Genomic DNA, 18,100 nt, shown 5'->3' with positions numbered 1-18,100 from the left:
AGCGGATCCTGTCAGGAGGCGTGCTTCCGTCCGTACCGTTGCCGTGCGGCCTCGCCGCTCGTGCCGACCGCGGCGCCGATGACCTTCCACGGGGTGTGCGACTCCCGCGCCGCGGCGACGGCCTCCGCGATCTCACGCTCGGCAGCTGCGCGCTTGAGCGCAGCGAGCCGCATCTGCGTGACCGGCGAGACGGTGTCCCGGTCCTCCGGGCGCGGCTCGTACTCCTCGAACGTGTCGGCCAGGTCGTCGGCCTGAGCCACGATCTCCTCCAAGGAGCGGGGCATGGGCATCACCTCAGGAACGTCGAGCGAGCGGGCATCGCGTGCACCACGTGGAGGTCGCCGTACCGCTCGACGACACCGACCTCGATGAGACCACCGCTGTGGTCCGGACCGATGACCATCGTCATCCCGTCGCCCACGTCGAACAGGTCGACGTGGTTCTCCAGCGCGTGCCTCATCGACCCTCCGGGACACCGTGGCGAAAGGCGCTGTGGAGCACGATCAGCTCGTTGTCCACCTCGACAAGTGAGCTTTGCGACGTGCTCCGTGGGCAAGCATGCGACGACCTCTGCGCGCTGGACCGGCTGCGGGTCGGACAGCTGCCCCATTCGCGACCGCGTCCGGGGCTCAGGGTGCTGTCGAGCGAGCAGCCCTGCCCGCGGGACACACCGGTATCGCCTTGGCAGAGTCGGTGCTGCTGCGCTCACCAGGCTTCGGTGAGGTGTGCGAGGCGCTCGCGGATGCTCTCGACGTCGTCCACCCGGCCGGCAGCGACATCCATGATGAGGTCGTAGGCGTCGTCGTTCGTGGCGACGAGTCGTGTGCCGTTGACGCCGAGGAACACGATCGTGCCTGCGAGTGCCAGCCTCTTGTTCCCGTCCAGAAGTGCGTGGTTTCGGGTCAGTGAATGAAGGAGCGCTGCGGCCTTGGCGAGGAGGTCGGGGTAGGCGTCGGTCCCGCCGATCTGAGTCCGTGGTCGTGCGGCTGCCGACTCCACGAGGCCGATGTCACGCACGACCAGATCGCCGACGACGCGCCGCGCGACGACGAGCAGCTCTTCGGCGGTGAGGTAGATCATCGACCGAGTCGCTCGAGCGCCTCTGCGTAACGGGGGAGCTCGCTGTCCATCACGGCGTTGACGAGGTCCTCTCGTGAGGTGCGCTCGATGTAGTCGCGAACGGCTTGACGGGCTACGTCCTGCATCGAACGGTGCTCGACCTCCGCGCGGCGCCTCAGGGCCTCTGTCTCGGCCGTGTCGAGTCGAAGAGTCATTGCCATACGGCCAAGGTATCAGCCGCGGTATCAGACGCCGGCGACGCAGGCCGCGAGGGTGTATCTGCAACTGATCGCCTTGGCGGGCTCGGTGGGGTTGCGTGCACGGACCTGCCGCCGCGGCTGGCTGACGACTAGCCTGTCGCCATGATCCACGTCGACGAGCGCCAGTACCGCGCGCTGGTCGACCTGTGCGCGAGATTCGGGTTCGCCAGGCTCGACGTCTTCGGGTCGGTAGCTCGTGGCGAGGAGCGCGCGGACTCCGACATCGACGTGCTCTACGACCTGCTCCCCGGGCGGCATGTGACCTGGGAGATCATCGATGCCGCGGAGGAGATGTCGGAGATCCTCGGACGTCCGGTGGACCTCGTCTCACGCAGGGCGGTGCACCCGCTGCTGCGTGAGCGAATCGAGACAGAGGCTCGGGCGCTCTATGCGTCCTGACGTGCTGTTCGTCGCCGAGATGATCGACGCCGCGACACGCATCGTCACGTTGAGCGCCGACCGTGACGCGCACGCCGTCGACCAGGACGCGACGGTGCGTGAGGCGCTGCTGTGGAACTTCACCGTCCTCGGAGAGGCGGCGAAGCAGGTCTCCCAGGAGACGCGGGAACGGCATCCAGATGTGCCGTGGCGCCGCGCCGCGGGACTGCGCAACCGGATCGTGCACGGGTACTGGTCGACCGACACCGACGTTCTCGTCTCGACGGCGCATGACGTGATCCCGGCTCTGCTGGTCCAGCTGACCAGGGTCCAGGACTCGCTCGGCTGAACGTGCCCGACCGGGTGGGTCGACAACTGGTCGCCTCAGTGAGGGCGGATGTCCCTCACGGTCGGTGCTTGCGGGCGAGTGTGTCCGGAGCCGGGCGACCCTGCTGCTGACGCGCACGCAGCATCCGCATGGTGGCGATCGATGGTCGGATCGCGGAGTACAGCAGCATGTCCACCCGTCGCCCGCCGATCACCTGCCGGCTGCGCAGCAGCCCTTCGCGTTCGTAGCCGGCGTTCTCGGCGGTGCGGGTGGACGCCACGTTCCACGGCTCGATGAGGAGCTCGATGCGGTGCAGCTCGGGGATGGTCCACGCGAACGCGGTGACCGCCGTCAGAGCACGCGCCGCGACGCCTCGGCCGCGTTCGGTCGGTGCGACGCCGTACCCGGCGGTCGCGCGCCCGTGCTCGATGTCGGCGAGCCACAGCCCGACCTGCCCGAGGGCGCGGTCGTCGGCGGCGTCGGCGACGCAGAACGAGTACCCGGCACCCGTGACCAGGCGTTCGTGCTGCCGGTCGATCCACTCCTGGGCCTGCGCGGCCGTGGCATCGGCCACCAGCGTGCCGGTCAGGGGCGTGTACGGGTCCGTGGAGAGGTCCTGGACCATCCCGACGTCGCGGGGTCCGAACGCCCGCAGGCGGACGCCACCGAACGTCGGGGCGGGCGTCGGCAGCACGAGCATGCGGACAGTGTCGACGCACTGCCGAACCTCGTCCACGGCTCCGCGCTGGCGACTTCGTGCCTCGAGCATCCGCGCGGTGCCGCCGTGCGCGGAGCACTCCGAAGCGGAAGCGCGCACCTCGTGTCCCACCCGCAGGTACGAGCCGGTGGTCGCCCCGCTCCCTCCGCGGACCCGAACCCGCCCGTGGGCGTGGATCACGCTGGGTCTCATCGCCGTGGTCGCCGCGGGCGCATTCGTCGCGACAGGGCTCGAGGTCTGCGCTGCGCGCTACCGCGTGCGCACCGTGCTCCACGTCGCGCTGCGGCCCACACCGTCCACCTCGACCAGTCCGTCGTTCCTCAGCTCGCCGAGGACGAGCCGGATCGTCTGGTCGGAGACCCCGGGCAGCGCGGTCCGGGCATCGCTCATGCGGAACGAGCGCCCTGCGTGATGCAGCACGTAGGTGCGGACGCGCTCCTGCTTGCTCCGGCCGCTACGTGCCGTGGCGACGAGGGAGGAGAGCTGCTCGGAGCAGTCCGCCAGTGCCCGGACCAGGGAGTGCAGCCACGGCCACGGATCGTGCCGGGCGCCCTGCCAGTCCGCGGTCGAGTCGAGCAGTGCGGCGGCGTGCGCCTCGGCTGACCGCGCGATGGCCGCGTCGAGCGACACGTACCGCGCGACGTCGTACCCGGCATCGTGCAGCAGGCCCGGCGTCAGGGCACGCGCGAGCCGGCCGTTGGCGGTGGTGAAGGGGCGGATCGCCACGAGGTCGAGCACGAACAGGCCGGTGAGCAGGACGGGATGATGGCGGTCGGTGGCGAGCGCACCGCGGTAGCGCGCGATCAGCTCGTCGAGGTGGTGGGGGACGTCGGCCACCGCGACGGGTGTGAAGCGCTTGACCCGCGCGGCACGCGGGTCGCGGTCCAGGACGACGCTCTCGACCCGCCGGAGCCGTCCGCCCGGTGTCGGGGTGTGTGCGAGCAGCAGCCGGTGGACGTCCAGGACCAGGTCGACGTCCAGGGGCCCCCGGTCCTCCTGGGCGACGTGATCGAAGGCGTCGCGGCACCCGGCGAGCGTCTGCTCCTCGCGTCCCCGCAACCGATCGGCCTCACCAGCGACGATGTCCGCTGCGCGTCGCCGCGGGACGACGACCCCGTCGAGGGCTGCCGACGACTCGATGCTCGCGGGGCGTGCACGGTCGGCCAGGCTCGACAGGAGGCCGGGCAGGACGTCCGGGAGCAACGCCGCGCTGCCGCGCACCGTGTCCACGACGCGGAGGTCCGCGACGACGTCGAACGGGACGGACCCGATCAGGGAGTCGAGGTCCTCGAACGACTTCACGCTGTCACCAGGTCTCACCAATCGCTACAGAAGATGCCATCGATTGGTGAGTTTAGCTGCTGGTTAGCGATTTGACCGGCGTGGTGACGGCTGGTGCGCGCACGTCGCTGCCGAGGCTGAGGGCAAGGTCCTCGTGTGCACGGCCAGCTCGACGCACCGCGTGCGGAGGTACTCGTCGAACAGCAGCGGGTGGCCTTGGTGGCGCACGGCGGTCGGTGGGCTCCTGCGGGAGCCGGGCGCGCAGGCGGTCGAGCGCGGCGGCCACCTCGGTGGTGCGCCCTTCGACGCCCTGCGCTCGACCTGGAGCACACGCTGCGCGACAGGTGCGCCGGGAGCTCTCCGACGCTCATGCCGCCGAGCACGGACGGGTCGTGCCACGCGCGGGCCACCGCGTGGCTCGTCACGAGGTCCACGGCCGTGTCCGCCCCGGCGCGGTAGGCGTCTCGCGCTGCCGTCGCCATGGCCGCGAGTATGCCGTCGCGTCGTCAGGAGCCGGGGCGGTCCTCGTCGGGGGTGAGGTGTGCGGTCAGCTCGTCCATCGTCCTGCTGAACGCCGCGGACAGGTCGACCCCGTACGCGTCGGCGAGCACGAGGACCGACCACAGGCAGTCGGCGAGCTCGTGCGCGAGGGCGTCGTCGAGGTCGGCGCGGGGGCGTACGCCCGCCTTGCCCTGCACGAGCTTGGCCAGGTCACCGACGTCGCCGACGAAGCCGAGCATGATCTCCTCGGTCGTCCACGTCCGCCCGTACCGCGCGGCCTCTGCCCGCGCGTAGAGCTCACGCACCGCGACGGCGCGCCGCTGCAGCGCGGCGAGGTCGTCGCCGTCGCCGGTCACTCGGCCGGCCCGTCCGCCGGGAGCCCTGCCACCGGCTTGGTCCGCGACCGGCCCGTGGCGTCCTTGAGCACGACGTACTTGAGGTCCACGTGCGGCTCCAGCGCGCTGAACTTGTCGTTCGGCGCGCCGATGATCAGCTGGAAGCCCAGCCCGCGCCACGCGCCGATGGCGCGTCCGGTGAACCGGGCGTCGGCCTTGATGAGGGCCTCGTCGAGGAACACCGGCGCGTACCGGGGGCGCGCGGCACCCGCGTCGCCGAGCTGGTAGCGCAGCGCCGCGCCGACGATGAACGCCACGAGCTCCTGCGACTCCCCGCCGGACTTCTCGCCGATGTGGTCGTACAGCGCGACGTGGTTCCCGTCGAGGTCGACCTTCTCGGCCGACAGCCGCACGTGCCGGCGCACGTCCACGAGGTCGGCGAAGTCGGGGGAGGTGCGCCGGATGCGGTCGATGACCTTCGCCATCCGGTGGTACCGGCGCTCGCGCTCGGCGTCCGTCGCCTCGGTCGAGAGCACCTCGCGCAGGTCGCGCAGCTCCTTGCGGAACCGGGCGACGACGGTCGACTGGGTGTCGCGGGCGTCGATGCGCAGGCGGTGGTCGTCGTCCGCGAACGGCAGGTCCGCGAGGATGTCGTTGACCGGGCGGATGCGCTCCTTGATCTCGCGCACCGAGCGCGACAGCGCGCTGTGCAGGTCGGCCAGGTCGTTGCCGGACAGCCGCAGCAGGCTCTTGCGCCACTCGGCCTCGAGCTCGTGCAGGCCCTGGGCCTGCAGCTCGGTGAGGATCCGGTCGTAGTCGCCGTACGAGGCGTCGGGGTCGGTGCCGAGGTTCGGGTCGGGCCAGCGCTCGACGAACGTCTCGAACGTGCGGCGCAGGGCGTCGCGCGCGGTGGCGACGGTCTGCTGCGCGGCCTGCCGGTCGGCGCGCAGCAGGTCGGCGGCGCGCGACACGACGGCGTCGAACGCGTCGAGCGCTGCCGACGGGTCGGTGCGCGCGTCGTCGCCCGGCAGGTCCGCGGCGGTGCCGCCCGGCAGGTCCGCGGCGGTGCCGCTCGGCAGGTCCGCGGCGGTGCCGCCCAGCACGTGCTCGAGGTACGCCCGCTGCTCCGGGTCGAGCTGGGTCCCCGCGTCGTGCGCGGCGTCCAGCGCGCCCTGGGCGACGTCGACCGCGTCGGTCGTCGCCGACCAGCGTTCCCCGAGGTCGCCCGCGGCGCCCTTGGTGCGCCCGAGCTGCTCGGTGAGGTCCTGGATGAGCACCTCGAGCTCGACGGCCCGTTGCTGCAGGCGCACCACGTCGGGGTTGCCGGACGTGACCTCGTCGACGACGAACTGCCAGCGGTCGCGCTCGGCCTCGACGCCCGCGACGTCGACCTGGTCCCACGTGAGCTCGACCACGGCGGTGTACGCGCGCAGCGTCGCGTCGTGCCGGTCCCAGGCGGCCTCCGCCTCCTCGACGCGGGCCTCCGCGGACGTGAGCCGCGCCTCGGCGGCCTCGACCTGCCGCTCCAGGTCGCTCAGGCGGCGCGTGTTCGTGAAGCCGAGCACGTTGCGGGCGCCCTGCCCGCCGTGCGCGCCGCGACGCCCCTCGGAGACCTGGCCGCCGCGCGTCAGCGCCTTCTCGTGCTGCGCGAGCTCCCCGGGGGTGTCCACGCAGACGTACGCGAACCGTGACGCGAGCTCACCCTTCAGCCAGCCCGTGAACGGGCTCTGCCGGTAGTCCAGCCGGCCGGGCAGCGTGCGGCCGTCCATGCCGACGTCGTCGCGCAGGTCCGTGGGGACGCCCTCGAAGCGGATGCGCCGGCCCGTGCGGACCGTGTCGATGGCACGCCGGAACGCCTGCAGGTGGGCGATGTCGATCAGCAGGAGCGTCGCGAACCCGCCGAGCGCGAGGTTGAACGCGTCACGCCACGGCTCGTGCTCGGTGCGGACCTCGACCAGCTCGGCGACGAACGGCAGGTCCTCGGGTGCGAGGCCCGCTGCCTGAGCCAGTGCCGCGCGCGTCGCGTGCAGGTCGCCCGGGATGTTGTCGTGGCGGTGCCGCGCGTCGTCGTGGTCACGGCGCAGGACGGCCAGGTCGGCCGACGCCTCCTTGCGCTCGGACATCGCGTCGAACAGCGCCTGCCGGGCGCCGGCCTTGGCGTCGGAGTCGGCGAGCGCGTGCCGCGCACGGGCGACGAGGTCGGTGAACTCCTCGAGCGTCGTGACCGACGTGCCGAGCGTCGAGGTGAGGACCTCCTCGAGCCGGGCGCGAGCCCGGGTGACCTCGTCCAGCCGGGTCGCGACACCGCGCAGCTCCCGCTGCGCGGTGGCGAGCCGGTCGCCCCCGGACGCCCACAGCGTCTGCTTGACGCCGTCGAGCTCCGTGCGGGCGGCGGCGATGCGGGCGGAGGTCTCCGCGGCCAGGCGCTGGGCCTCGCGGTGCCGGCCCTGCAGGTCCGTCTCGACGTCCCGCAGCAGTCCCAGACGCCGCTCGTGGCGCCACAGCGCGGCCGGTGAGGTGCCGTCGTCGAACCCGCCGACGGCGTCGACGACGCGCAGCCGGGCCGCGGCCTGCTCGATCGCCGCACGGTGCTCCCGGATCGGCTCGAGCGCCTTGACCTGCTGCCGCGCCGTGATCATCTGCTCGCGCGTGCCCGTGAGCTTGTCGAACTGCTCGACGACCGCGTCGGCCGTGGCGAACGTGTCGGGCTCCTCGAGCACCATCGCCTTGTACAGCGCGTCGACGGTGGTGATCTGCTGCCCGGCCTGGATGCGCCCCAGCAGGGCCACGGCCTTGCCGCCGTCGCCCGCGGCGCCGATGCCGAGCGTCGAGTGCAGCCGCGCGGTGAACTCGCGGTCGGTGTCGAAGCAGGTGAGGCCCGCGGCGGCCACCGCGGAGCGCGTCAGGCGCTGTGCCGCTGCCTGCTCGAGCGCCCGCAGGTCGAACTCCGTCTCGCACGTCGCCCGCACGGCCGCGACGTCCTCGAGCGTGCGCGCCGACGACGGCACGTACCACCCGCGCACCGCGGTGAAGCGGGTGCCCGACTGGTCGGCCCACGTCATCGCGATCGCCGACCACGTGTCCTTGCCGTCGCCGCGCAGCACCCGCTGGCGGGTGCCCTCCTCGGTGCGGGACTCGTCGAGCTTGCCGCGCGCGTAGGACAGGATGTTGCGCTGGTCCTTGCCGCGCGGACGGCCCACGACCCCGCCGTTGGACGCGCCGTTGAAGGGCGTGGTGTGCGGCATGAGCAGCGCGATGTACGCGTCCATCAGCGTGGACTTGCCGGACCCCGACCCGCCGGACAGCAGCGTCGCGGTTGACGCCAGGCGCACCCGGTGGTGCCCGTCGTAGCCGCCCCAGTTGACCAGCTGCAGGTCCAGCGCCACCCACTGCTGACCCGTCGACGCCGCGGGGATCAGCCCGAACAGCGAGTCGACCATCGTCACGGTGCCGTCTCCTCGTCGTCGTCGGACGCCTGGTCCGCCAGTGCCTCGTCGATCGTCCCCTGGCCGGGGATCTCCTCGACCGGGCTGCCCGGGGCCGCCTCGCCCGGCGGCTCGGGCGCCTCGCCGGCGGTCGTCGGGTCGGTGCGGCCGTCCTGCTCCGCCGTCCCTGCGGGCTCGGTCTCCCCGTCCGTCCCGGCGTCCTCGACGTCGCTGTCGCCGCCCTCGGGGACGTCGGACTGCAGGGCGGGGGCGCCGGGCTCGTCGCCGCCCGGGGCGCCGCCGTCCGCCGCGTCGTCCTCGTCGCGCGTCCGCAGCCACTCGCGCAGCTCGGCGAGCCGCTCGTTGCTGAGCACGACCTCGACCAGGGGAGTCACGCGGTACCGGCCCTCGGACTCCTCGTCGATCACGCCGTCCTTGGCCAGCCGCGCGACCGCCGTGCGGATCTCGCGCTGGTGCGCGGCGACGTTGGTGTCGTCCGGGTCGAAGTACGTCAGTGCGGTGGCCTCGAGCTCCTCGACGTCCACGCGGGCGGAGGTCTCCCCGGCGCCGCGCTCCCGCTGGAACACCGTGCGCAGGTGGACGAGGACGAGGGTCTCGGCGCGCGTGTACGGCTCGTCGCGCAGCAGCACGGGCACGTCGAGCTCGGCCGAGCGCACCTGCCGCTTGTACGCGATGCCGCGGTCGTGGTCGACGACGAGGTGGACGAACAGGTCGTGCAGGCGCGACTCGACGACCTGCTGGTTCTCCAGCAGGGTGCGCCACTGCGCGGGGTTGCGCTCGGCCAGCAGGAACCGTCGCTGCAGCAGCCGCACGAGGACCCGGCGCACGTCGGCATCGAGCGTCCCGGTGTCCCCGGCGAACAGCTCGGCCGGGTCGTCCTCCATCGCGACGGGCGCGATGAACCCGCCCGCCTCCACGTCATCGTGCACGACGGTGTCCGTCATCGGTCCTCGTCCCTCGTCCTGGTCGTCGTCGCACCGAAGGCGAACCGGCGGCGCGTGCCGTCCGGTCGCACCGCGTCGACGAACGCGACCTCGTCGCTCTCGGTCATGCCGCGCTGGTGCGCGAGCTCCAGCAGGCCCAGCAGGTCCACCGGCCGGCGCAGCTCCTGCGGGGCGGCACGGAACGCCGCCGCCAGGTCCACCTCGGACGCGTCGACGCCGAACGCGCTCAGGTGCGCCTCGAGGTCCGCGTAGTGCGGCCCGCCCCAGGCGCGGGCGTCGGTGTCGGAGACGTCCGCCCCGTCGTCCCAGTCGGTCAGCGCGTCGGGCGCGCGCGGCGGGCGCAGGTCGCCGGGCGTCTGGCGCAGGTGCTCGACGTCCGCGACCGGTAGCCGGCGCAGCGGTGTCACGGCCTGCCCGCGGCGCGAGTCCGGGAGCCACGCCGCCATCCCCGTCATGACGTCGCGCAGCAGGTCGTCGACCTGCCGGTCGCGCAGCGGGTCGTGGTTGCGCACCTGCGCCGTGATCACGTACGACGCCTCGCGCTGGGCGGCGAAGACCTGGTCGAGCCCCTGCTCGATGCGCCGCACGATCTCGCGCAGCTCGGCGCGCTGCGCCGAGGGCAGCCGGGCGGCGAACCGGTGCCGCAGCACCGTGTCGAGCTGCACCGAGAGCTCGTCGAGCCGCTGCGGGTCGCCCAGCAGCCGCAGCGCACCGGCGAACGCACGCCCCTCGGGGGTCGAGTCCATCACCTGCTCGCCGCGCTGCAGGTACTCGCGCAGCACGTCACCGGTCGGGCGCTGGTCCTGGCGCAGGGCGGTGACCACGTCGCGCTGCATCGCCTTGATCGACTCCGCGACGCGTGCGAAGTCCGCGGGCAGCTCGCGCACGAGGTGCACGACGTTCTCGGCCTCCTCGAGCAGCTCCTCGTCGTCGACCTCGTCGACCTCGCCCGTGCGCTCGAGGCGCGCGATCTCGGCCTGAAGCCGCCTCACCTCGGTGTCGAGGCGGGCGATGCGGACCATGACGTCCGGGTCGGCGTCGAGCGCGAGCCGCTCGACGGCCTCGAGCAGCGTGCGCACCCGCGACTGCGACACCCGGGCGCGTGCACCGCCGGCACGCCCCGCGACCTCGAGGGCCCCGACCGCGTGCGCCGACAGCCGGTACACCTCGACGTCGTCGTCGAGCACCTGGCGCACGAGCCAGCCCGCGTCCGCCCACTGCCGGCACAGGTCGCGCGCCGAGCCGACCGGCAGGGCGTCGCCGTGGCCGGCGGCGCGCAGCTGGTCCAGCGCGTCGGCGACCTCCGTGTGCACGTCGGCGACCGGCACGGCGGGCCGCTCCGCCGTGAACACGAGCGACAGCAGCGAGACGACCAGGGGAGCGTGCCGCTTGTGCAGCAGGTCGAGCATGGGGTTCTGGAACGCCCGGACGGCTCCCAGGTACGCCCCTTCGGCACGAGTGATCATCGCGGGACAGCGTAGGTGGTGCGGCGGCGTCCTCCCGCCCGCGCGGCGTCGTGGTGCGCACGGCGCGCGGGCGGAGCACGGCCACCGCCGTGGTGCGCGGCGTCGTGCCCGGTACCGGCACGTCCCTCGCGCGGCGCCCGGCCAACCCGAGCCGGGGGCCGACCGGCTCGCCGCACGAACGACGAAGGCCCCGATCACCAGGATCGGGGCCTTCGTCGTCGCTGTCTCAACGAGTGTCCGGAGGGGGACTTGAACCCCCACGCCCTTTCGGGCACTAGCACCTCAAGCTAGCGCGTCTGCCATTCCGCCACCCGGACGGGTGGACGTCGGGGAGCCGTTTCCGGCCCCTCGGCGCGGCAGAGAACATACCACGGTGGGGTCGTGGTTCCCGCATCGGCGGCTTCGCTCGGCTCGCCGGTGGGTCACCGCGCAGGAGCCGCGCGCGAGGGGCAGACTGCTCGTGTCAACGCCACGGCGGAGCGGAGGTCGGCATGATCGAGGGGTCGGACGTCCGGTCGACCGCAGGTGCCGCCGGCCCCGCCGCCCGCAAGGTCGCCGGCGGTCGCCGCAACCCCGCGGTCGCGGGTCGCGACGACACGGCGCCCCGGTGGCTGCGGCGGTCGGCGGGTGTCTCCTGGCGCCTGCTCGTGGTCCTCGCCGCCGTGGTCGTCGTCTTCTTCGCGACGTCCCGCGTGACGTTGCTGTTCATCGCGGTCTTCCTGGCGCTGGTCTTCACTGCCGTCCTGCGCCCGCTGGTCGAGCTCATGTCGCGCGCGATGCCCCGGGGCCTGGCCACCGCCCTGTCGCTGCTGGGCGGGACGCTGTTCTTCCTCGGCATGCTCACGTACGTCGGCTACTCGATCGCCACGCAGTGGAACGACCTGAGCAAGCAGTTCGCCACCGGCATCAAGCAGATCACCGACTTCCTCGAGAGCGGGACGCTGCCGTTCACGATCACCAGCGAGCAGATCGCCGCGTGGATCGAGAACGGGGTGAAGTGGATCCAGGACCACGCGGGTGACCTGGTCGGGGAGGTGGCGGCGAGCGCCGGGTCCGTCGTGGAGGGCTTCACCGCGCTCGCGCTCGCGGTGTTCTGCACCGTCTTCTTCCTCGCCCGCGGCGCCCAGATGTGGACGTGGTTCCTCAACCAGCTCCCGGCCCGCAACCGCCCGACCTGGCAGACCGCCGGTGACGCCGGCTGGTACACGTTCTCCGGGTACACGCGAGGCACCGTCATCATCGCGATCACGGACGGTCTCCTCGCCTTCGTCCTGCTCACGGCCCTGCGGGTGCCGCTCGCCGCACCGCTCGCCGTGCTGGTGCTCATCGGTGCGTTCATCCCGCTGATCGGCGCACCGGCGGCGATGGTCGTCGCGATGATCGTGGCGCTCGCGGCGAACGGCCTGTGGTCGGCGCTCGGGGTGGGCGTCGGGATCGCCCTCATCGGGCAGCTCGAGGGGCACATCCTGCAGCCGCTCATCATGGGCAAGCAGGTGTCGTTGCACCCCGTCGTCGTGGCGCTGTCCGTCACCGCGGGGACGCTGACCGCCGGCATCCTCGGTGCGGTGATCTCGGTCCCGCTGGTCGCCGTGGCCTGGGCGGTCTTCTCCCGGCTGCGCACGCTCGACCCGCCCATGGACGAGGACGTGACGGCCGACGACGACGAGGAGGACGGTGGCCCCGGCCGCTCCGTCGAGCCCGGCGGGCGTGCGGGGGCGGCCCTCTCGACGCCGAGCGCGGAGCCGGACGCCGTGCGCTGAGCGGGCTACCGTGACGCCGTGGAAACGCACGGGGTCGACGTCGCCGCGCCCCGGCTGCAGCGTGGCCCCAGCCCGCAGCACCTGCTGACCACCGTCCTGGGGGAGCACCTCGACTCCGCCGACGCGGCGCTGCCGTCCGCGACGGTCGTCGCCGTTCTCAGGGAGTTCGGCATCAGCGCCGCGAGCGCCCGGGCGGCGCTGTCACGGCTGGTCCGGCGCGGCCTGATCGGCGTGCGCGCCAACGGCCGGACGCCGCTGTACCACGTGGCGCCGCAGGCGGTCGCGCGGCACCGCGAGACCATGCACCGGTTCCTCGCCTTCGGTGGTGTTCCGCGGGCGTGGGACGGGCAGTGGCTCACCGTCTCGTTCTCGTTGCCGGAGTCGTTGCAGCCGCAGCGGCACGCGCTGCGCAAGGCCCTCGGCTCCCTCGGCTTCGTGCGGCTGTACGACAGCGTGTGGATCAGCCCGGGCGACGACCCGGTGCCGGTCCGCGACAGGCTCACGCAGCTGCTGGGCGGCGTGCCCGGCGCGCGCTGGTCGGTCATGCGCACCCGCTTCGAGGACGAGGCCGGCCCGGGAGGACCGGCCGCGGCGTACGACCTGGACGCGCTGGAGCGCGCGTACGGGGACTTCGTCGAACGGCACGAGCCGCTGCTGCGGGACGTCCGGGCGCGGCGCGTCGGTCCGGCGCGCGCGCTGGTGGCGCGCGCGACGCTGATGGACGGGTGGCGACGCTTCGCCGCGGTGGACCCCGACCTCCCCCCGGACCTCCTGCCGCTCGGCTGGCCGCGGGAGCAGGCGCGCGCGACGTTCCTCGAGGCGCACACCGCGCTGGGACCCCTCGCGCACGAGCGGCTCGTGGACGTGATGTCGCCCACGTGGCCGGACGCCGCCCGGTGGGTCACGCACTACGTCGCGGCGGACGACCCGCGGGACCCGCCGCGCCGCGCGTCCCGCTGACCGGGAGGACGTCGCACTGCCCGGGGTCGCACGGTCGGGTGGCGGAAACGTTTCGGAGCCCCAGGTGGTCCGGGCAGTTCCTGGACATTTGTCGTGACTGCAGCGACGGTGAGTGTGCATCTGCTCGACCGGTTCGCCAGCGGCGCCGCCCGGTCGCGGGTACCGCCGCCCGCCGAGGCCACCGGGCCCGTGGCGGACGTCGCCCCCATCGGAGGTCCCCATGAGACGACGAACGTTCGCCCGCCCCGTCCTGGCCGCAGCACTGGCCGCCGGGGCTCTCGTCGGCACGGCCGTGCTGACGCCCGCCGCGGCCGCACCGGGCGGGTCCGGCCCCTACCCCGCCGACTACTCGACGACGAGCGCGCTGCCCAACCACACGGTGTACCGCCCGGTGAACCTGCCCGCGGAGCGCATGCCCGTCGTGGTCTGGGCCAACGGGGCGTGCTCGGCCGACGGGACGTCCGCCCAGAACTTCCTGCGGGAGATCGCCTCGCACGGGTTCCTCGTGATCTCCAACGGCCGCCCCGGAGGCGGCGGCAGCTCCAACGCGAGCTGGCTGACGCAGGCGATGGACTGGGCCACCGCCGAGAACTCCCGGCAGGGCAGCCCGCTGTACGGGCGGATCGACCCGGACAACGTCGGTGCCGCCGGGTTCTCGTGCGGCGGCATCGAGGCCTACGCCGTGTCGAACGACCCGCGTGTGCGCACCACCGGCATCTTCAGCAGCGGGCTGCTCAACGACGCCGACGACTACCAGCTGCGACGCCTCGACCACCCGATCGCGTACATCATCGGTGGGCCGAGCGACATCGCGTACCCCAACGCGATGGACGACTGGGGCAAGCTGCCCGCCGGGCTGCCCGCGTTCATGGGCAACCTCGACGTGGGGCACGGCGGCACGTACCACGAGACCAACGGCGGCCAGTTCGGTCGCGCGGCGCAGCTGTGGTTCCGCTGGCAGCTCAAGGGTGACCGGCAGGCCGGGCAGGCGTTCGTGGGCCAGAACTGCGGCCTGTGCACCTCGGGCTGGTCGGTCCAGCAGAAGAACCTGACGCTGGGGGCGGACCCGACGCCGACGCCCACGCCCACGCCCAGCGTGACGCCGACGCCGACCGTGACGCCCACGCCGACACCCACCCCGACGCCGTCCCTCACGCCCACGCCGCCCCCGACGGACGGCGGCGGCACGTCCGCCTGCACCGCCGCCTACCGGGTCGTGAACCAGTGGGGCGAGGGCTTCGTGGCCGACGTCACGGTCACGGCGCGGTCCTCGCTGACCGGCTGGCGGGTACGCGTCACGCTGCCCGGTGGTGGCGTGTCGACCAGCTGGAACGGTGTGGCGAGCGGCTCGGGCGGTGCGGTGACGGTCTCCAACGCGCCGTGGAACGGCGCGGTCGCCGCGGGCCAGAGCACGACGTTCGGGTTCCAGGGCACGGGCAGCGGGGCGGGTGCCACCGTCACGTGCGAGGCCGCCTGACCTCGCGCTCACGCGCCTGACGCGGCGGGCCGGTGCTCCGGCCCGCCGCGTGGCGCGTCCGGTGCCCGTCCCATGGCGGGCGGATCCGCCGGGGTCCGGTGGTCCGTGGCCGGCACCCCGCTCGAACACGTGTTCGACTAGGCTGCTGCCATGGCGGGCCCCACGATCCTGCACGCCGACCTCGACGCGTTCTACGCGTCGGTCGAGCAGCTGCTGGACCCCCGCCTGCGCGGGCGTCCGATCGCGGTGGGCGGCAGCGCGCGCGGGGGCGTGGTGCTCGCCGCGTCGTACGAGGCGAAGGCGTACGGCGTGGCCGGGGGCATGCCGGGCTGGCGTGCCGCGCGGCTGTGTCCCGCGCTGCAGTTCGTCCCCGGTCGGTTCCGGGAGTACCAGCCCCTCGCGGACCGCGTCATGGACATCCTGGGCGACGTCACCCCGGCCGTGGAGCGGATCTCGATCGACGAGGCCTTCCTCGACGTCTCCGGGTCGACGCACCTGTTCGGCCCGCCCGAGCGGATCGCGGAGCTCCTGCGGCGGCGGGTTCGCGAGGAGGTCGGTCTGCCGATCTCGGTGGGCGCCGCACGCACCAAGCACCTGGCCAAGATCGCCTCCCAGGTGGCCAAGCCGGACGGCCTGGTGGTCGTCGACCCCGAGCGGGAGCGCGAGTTCCTCGACCCGCTGCCGGTCGGGCTCCTGTGGGGTGTCGGACCGGTCGCCCGCGCCCGGCTCGCCGAGCGCGGCATCACGACGATCGGGGAGCTGGCCCGCACGCCGTCGAGCGCCGTCGAGCAGGTGCTGGGGCACGCGGTCGGTGCACGGATGTCGGCACTCGCGCACAACGAGGACCCGCGCCGGGTCGCCGGTGCGGGGCGGGCGCGGTCCGTCGGGGCGCAGTCCGCGCTCGGCCGGCAGCCCGTGACGCGCGAGCTGGTGCGCGAGGTGCTCACCCAGCTCGCCGACCGCGTCGCCGGCCGCCTGCGGGCCAAGGACCGTGCCGGGCGCACCGTGACCGTGCGGGTGCGGTTCCCCGGCATGCGGTCGGTCACGCGGTCGTCCACGCTGCCCGGGCCGGTGGCGGCGACCCTGACCCTCACCGAGGTCGCCGAGCAGCTCGTGTGGCAGGCGATCCGCGAGCAGCCGCAGCCTGAGCCCGAGGTGACGCTGCTCGCGGTCTCGGTGTCCGGGCTCGTCCCGCAGTCGGCGCTGCAGCTCGAGCTGCCGCTGGAGGCCGACGACCCGCGACGACCGGGGTCGGAGCACGGCGCCGCGCGGTGGGCCGTCGACCGGTCCGTCGACGCGGTGCGCGCCCGGTTCGGCACCCGCGCCGTGGGGTACCTGCCCGCCGCGATGCCGCGCGTGCGCACGGTGCCCGACGAGTTCCGGGAGCTCGCCGAGCACGACCTGTGACCCGGTGCCCTCCCGGCCGTTCTGCCGTCAGCAGATCGTGTTCCGCGCCGACCCCGACGGACCTAGGTTCGGTCCATGGACCACGACGTCGTCCCGCTCGCCCCGCTCGTGCCGCGACGCCCGTCGGCGTGGCGGCGGACCATCGGCGCGCTGCTGCGGGCGGCCAGGGAGGACCGCGGGCTGCGCCTGGTCGACGTGGCCGCCCGGGCGCGACTGTCGCCGCAGTACCTCTCCGAGGTCGAGCGAGGGCTGAAGGAGCCGTCGTCCGAGGTGCTGGCGGCACTGACGGACGCCCTCGGGCTGACGCTCGTCGACCTCGCCGAGGGCATCGCCGCGGTCCTCGGCCGCACGGCCGTGCGCGGGCGCGTGGGCGGGACGGTCCGGTCCCTGTCCGCGCTGCCGGGACGGGCGGACGGCCCCGCGGCACCGCGGCGTCCGGACGTCCTGCTGGCCGCCTGACGCCTGCGGGCCGCCCGCCGGCGTCGGTGCGGGGCCGCTCGCCCCGTCAGCGTCCCCGTGACCGCACCACGTGGTCGGCGATGCCGTACGCCACCGCCTGCTCGGCCGTCAGCACCAGGTCGCGGTCGGTGTCGCGGCGCAGGGTCGCCGTGTCCTTGCCCGTGTGGCGGGACAGCACCTCCTCGAGCTGGGCCCGCACCCGCACCACCTCGTCCGCGGCCAGGATGAGGTCGGGCACCGTCCCCTGCCCGCGGGTCGACGGCTGGTGCAGCACCACCCGACCGTGCGCGAGGATCGCGCGCCGCCCGGCGGCGCCCCCCGCCAGCAGCACGGCCGCGTCCGCCGCGGCCTGCCCCACGCAGGTGGTCTCGACGTCGGGGCGCACGTACTGCATCGCGTCGTAGACGGCGAGCATCGCCGACGTGTCGCCGCCGGGGGAGTTCACGTACAGCTGGATCGGCCGGTCGGGGTTGTCCGCCTCCAGGTGCAGCAGCTGCGCGACCAGCACGTTCGCCACCCCGTCGTCCAGCGGCGTGCCCAGGTAGACGATCCGCTCGGACAGCAGCCGGCTGAACACGTCCACCGACCGCTCGACGGTGCCGCGCCGCTCGACGACGTTCGGCACCAGGTAGCCGCTCATGCGCCGAACCCCGCGATCCCCACCGTGGCGCCCGGGTGCCGGGGGCGCACGTCGGCCAGGCCCGGGGTGACCGCGTCGACGAACCCGTACGCGAGCGCCTCCTGCGCCGTGAACCAGCGGTCGCGCAGCGAGTCCTCCCGCACGCGGTCGACCGGCTGGCCCGTGTGCTGCGCGATCAGCCCCAGCACGGTGTCGCGCGTGTGCCGCAGGTCGTCGGCCTGCAGCTCCACGTCCACGGCGGTGCCGCCGATGCCCGCCGACCCCTGGTGCAGCAGCACCCGCGCGTGCGGCAGCGCGTACCGCTTGCCGGGCGTGCCGGCCGAGAGCAGGAACTGCCCGGCGCTCGCGGCCATCCCGGCCGCCACGGTCCGCACGTCGTTGGGGATCAGCCGCATGACGTCGTGGACCGCGAGCATCGCGGGGACGGACCCGCCGGGCGAGCTGATCCACAACGTGATGTCGGTGCGCGGGTCGTCGGCCGACAGCAGCAGCAGCTGCGCGGTCAGGCGGTGCCCGGTCTGCTCGTCGAGCGCCGTGCTGAGCGCGACGACGCGCTCGTCGGCCAGCCGCGCGAGCAGCTCGTCGTCGTAGGGACGTGTCGGTGTGGTCATGACCCCACCCTGCGCCGGGCCCGGGACGCCCGGGACGGCGCGCTGCCGACGGCGGATCCGCCACGGGCAG

17 protein-coding genes, 1 tRNA gene and 1 pseudogene are annotated in these 18,100 nt (G+C 73.8%); 7 read left to right on the top strand and 12 right to left on the bottom strand.

The window, feature by feature from the left end; translation table 11 throughout:
* Positions 1 to 11: 11 nt before the first annotated feature.
* From KG103_RS10420 to KG103_RS10410, 3 genes are all read right to left on the bottom strand, one after another.
* Positions 12 to 284 carry a hypothetical protein gene (locus KG103_RS10420; protein ID WP_207341194.1) on the bottom strand — a complete coding sequence of 91 codons (273 nt, stop codon included), beginning with the start codon at positions 282 to 284 and terminating at the stop codon, positions 12 to 14.
* A gap of 5 nt (positions 285 to 289) precedes the next feature.
* Positions 290 to 460: a hypothetical protein gene (locus KG103_RS10415; RefSeq protein ID WP_207801365.1), complete on the bottom strand. Its 171-nt coding sequence runs from the start codon at positions 458 to 460 to the stop codon at positions 290 to 292.
* 245 nt (positions 461 to 705) lie between these two features.
* Positions 706 to 1,080 (bottom strand): type II toxin-antitoxin system death-on-curing family toxin, encoded by a 375-nt coding sequence (locus tag KG103_RS10410; RefSeq protein WP_207341195.1) that lies wholly within the window; start codon positions 1,078 to 1,080, stop codon positions 706 to 708.
* 341 nt (positions 1,081 to 1,421) lie between these two features.
* On the opposite strand from KG103_RS10410, the gene KG103_RS10400 reads away from it, so the two are divergent.
* Both KG103_RS10400 and KG103_RS10395 read left to right on the top strand, forming a co-directional pair.
* On the top strand, positions 1,422 to 1,718 hold the full coding sequence (locus KG103_RS10400) for a nucleotidyltransferase family protein (RefSeq protein ID WP_207341197.1): 297 nt from the start codon (positions 1,422 to 1,424) through the stop codon (positions 1,716 to 1,718).
* Positions 1,708 to 2,046: a HepT-like ribonuclease domain-containing protein gene (locus KG103_RS10395; RefSeq protein WP_207341198.1), complete on the top strand. Its 339-nt coding sequence runs from the start codon at positions 1,708 to 1,710 to the stop codon at positions 2,044 to 2,046. Before KG103_RS10400 ends, KG103_RS10395 begins: the two co-directional genes overlap by 11 nt.
* A 55-nt stretch (positions 2,047 to 2,101) precedes the next feature.
* On the opposite strand, the gene KG103_RS10390 is transcribed toward KG103_RS10395, so the two are convergent.
* The 7 genes and pseudogenes from KG103_RS10390 to KG103_RS10360 form a co-directional block, all read right to left on the bottom strand.
* On the bottom strand, positions 2,102 to 2,725 hold the full coding sequence (locus KG103_RS10390) for a GNAT family N-acetyltransferase (protein ID WP_207341199.1): 624 nt from the start codon (positions 2,723 to 2,725) through the stop codon (positions 2,102 to 2,104).
* A 267-nt stretch (positions 2,726 to 2,992) separates the two neighbouring features.
* Positions 2,993 to 4,045 (bottom strand): Fic family protein, encoded by a 1,053-nt coding sequence (locus KG103_RS10385; protein ID WP_207341200.1) that lies wholly within the window; start codon positions 4,043 to 4,045, stop codon positions 2,993 to 2,995.
* Between the two features lie 485 nt (positions 4,046 to 4,530).
* Entirely contained in the window at positions 4,531 to 4,881 is a 351-nt protein-coding gene (locus tag KG103_RS10380) for a MazG nucleotide pyrophosphohydrolase domain-containing protein (protein ID WP_227563154.1), read from the bottom strand.
* A complete protein-coding gene (locus tag KG103_RS10375) occupies positions 4,878 to 8,306 on the bottom strand; it encodes an ATP-binding protein (RefSeq protein WP_207341201.1) in 3,429 nt (1,142 codons plus the stop codon). Before KG103_RS10375 ends, KG103_RS10380 begins: the two co-directional genes overlap by 4 nt.
* Before the next feature lie 254 nt (positions 8,307 to 8,560).
* A pseudogene (locus KG103_RS10370) lies at positions 8,561 to 9,250 on the bottom strand (DUF4194 domain-containing protein); the annotation flags it as partial.
* On the bottom strand, positions 9,247 to 10,716 hold the full coding sequence (locus KG103_RS10365; protein WP_207341203.1) for a DUF3375 domain-containing protein: 1,470 nt from the start codon (positions 10,714 to 10,716) through the stop codon (positions 9,247 to 9,249). The pseudogene KG103_RS10370 and the gene KG103_RS10365, both read right to left, overlap by 4 nt.
* A gap of 234 nt (positions 10,717 to 10,950) precedes the next feature.
* Positions 10,951 to 11,033 (bottom strand) — tRNA-Leu (locus tag KG103_RS10360).
* Positions 11,034 to 11,207: 174 nt separating this feature from the next.
* Here KG103_RS10360 and KG103_RS10355 point away from each other — a divergent pair.
* The 5 genes from KG103_RS10355 (at position 11,208) to KG103_RS10335 (ending at position 16,779) form a co-directional block, all read left to right on the top strand.
* Entirely contained in the window at positions 11,208 to 12,476 is a 1,269-nt protein-coding gene (locus tag KG103_RS10355) for an AI-2E family transporter (RefSeq protein ID WP_207341204.1), read from the top strand.
* An 18-nt stretch (positions 12,477 to 12,494) separates the two neighbouring features.
* Positions 12,495 to 13,436, top strand: a complete 942-nt coding sequence (locus KG103_RS10350; RefSeq protein ID WP_207341205.1) for a PaaX family transcriptional regulator — start codon at positions 12,495 to 12,497, stop codon at positions 13,434 to 13,436.
* Between the two features lie 220 nt (positions 13,437 to 13,656).
* Positions 13,657 to 14,913: a cellulose binding domain-containing protein gene (locus tag KG103_RS10345; protein ID WP_207341206.1), complete on the top strand. Its 1,257-nt coding sequence runs from the start codon at positions 13,657 to 13,659 to the stop codon at positions 14,911 to 14,913.
* A 150-nt stretch (positions 14,914 to 15,063) separates the two neighbouring features.
* The gene (gene dinB, locus KG103_RS10340; RefSeq protein WP_207341207.1) at positions 15,064 to 16,320 is read left to right on the top strand and encodes a DNA polymerase IV; all 1,257 of its coding nucleotides are present in this window, start codon (positions 15,064 to 15,066) and stop codon (positions 16,318 to 16,320) included.
* Positions 16,321 to 16,395: 75 nt separating this feature from the next.
* Complete coding sequence (locus KG103_RS10335) at positions 16,396 to 16,779, top strand: helix-turn-helix domain-containing protein (protein ID WP_207341208.1); 384 nt, start codon at positions 16,396 to 16,398, stop codon at positions 16,777 to 16,779.
* A 46-nt stretch (positions 16,780 to 16,825) separates the two neighbouring features.
* On the opposite strand, the gene KG103_RS10330 is transcribed toward KG103_RS10335, so the two are convergent.
* Positions 16,826 to 17,419: a ClpP family protease gene (locus KG103_RS10330; protein ID WP_207341209.1), complete on the bottom strand. Its 594-nt coding sequence runs from the start codon at positions 17,417 to 17,419 to the stop codon at positions 16,826 to 16,828.
* Positions 17,416 to 18,030, bottom strand: coding sequence for a ClpP family protease (locus KG103_RS10325; RefSeq protein ID WP_207341210.1), 615 nt, complete (start codon positions 18,028 to 18,030; stop codon positions 17,416 to 17,418). Before KG103_RS10325 ends, KG103_RS10330 begins: the two co-directional genes overlap by 4 nt.
* Positions 18,031 to 18,100 lie beyond the last annotated feature (70 nt).

It is taken from the genome of Cellulomonas wangleii (assembly GCF_018388445.1).
GTDB lineage: Bacteria > Actinomycetota > Actinomycetes > Actinomycetales > Cellulomonadaceae > Cellulomonas > Cellulomonas wangleii.
Note: the sequence above shows the minus strand (reverse complement) of the source record. Positions and strands in the feature narration are given on the sequence as shown.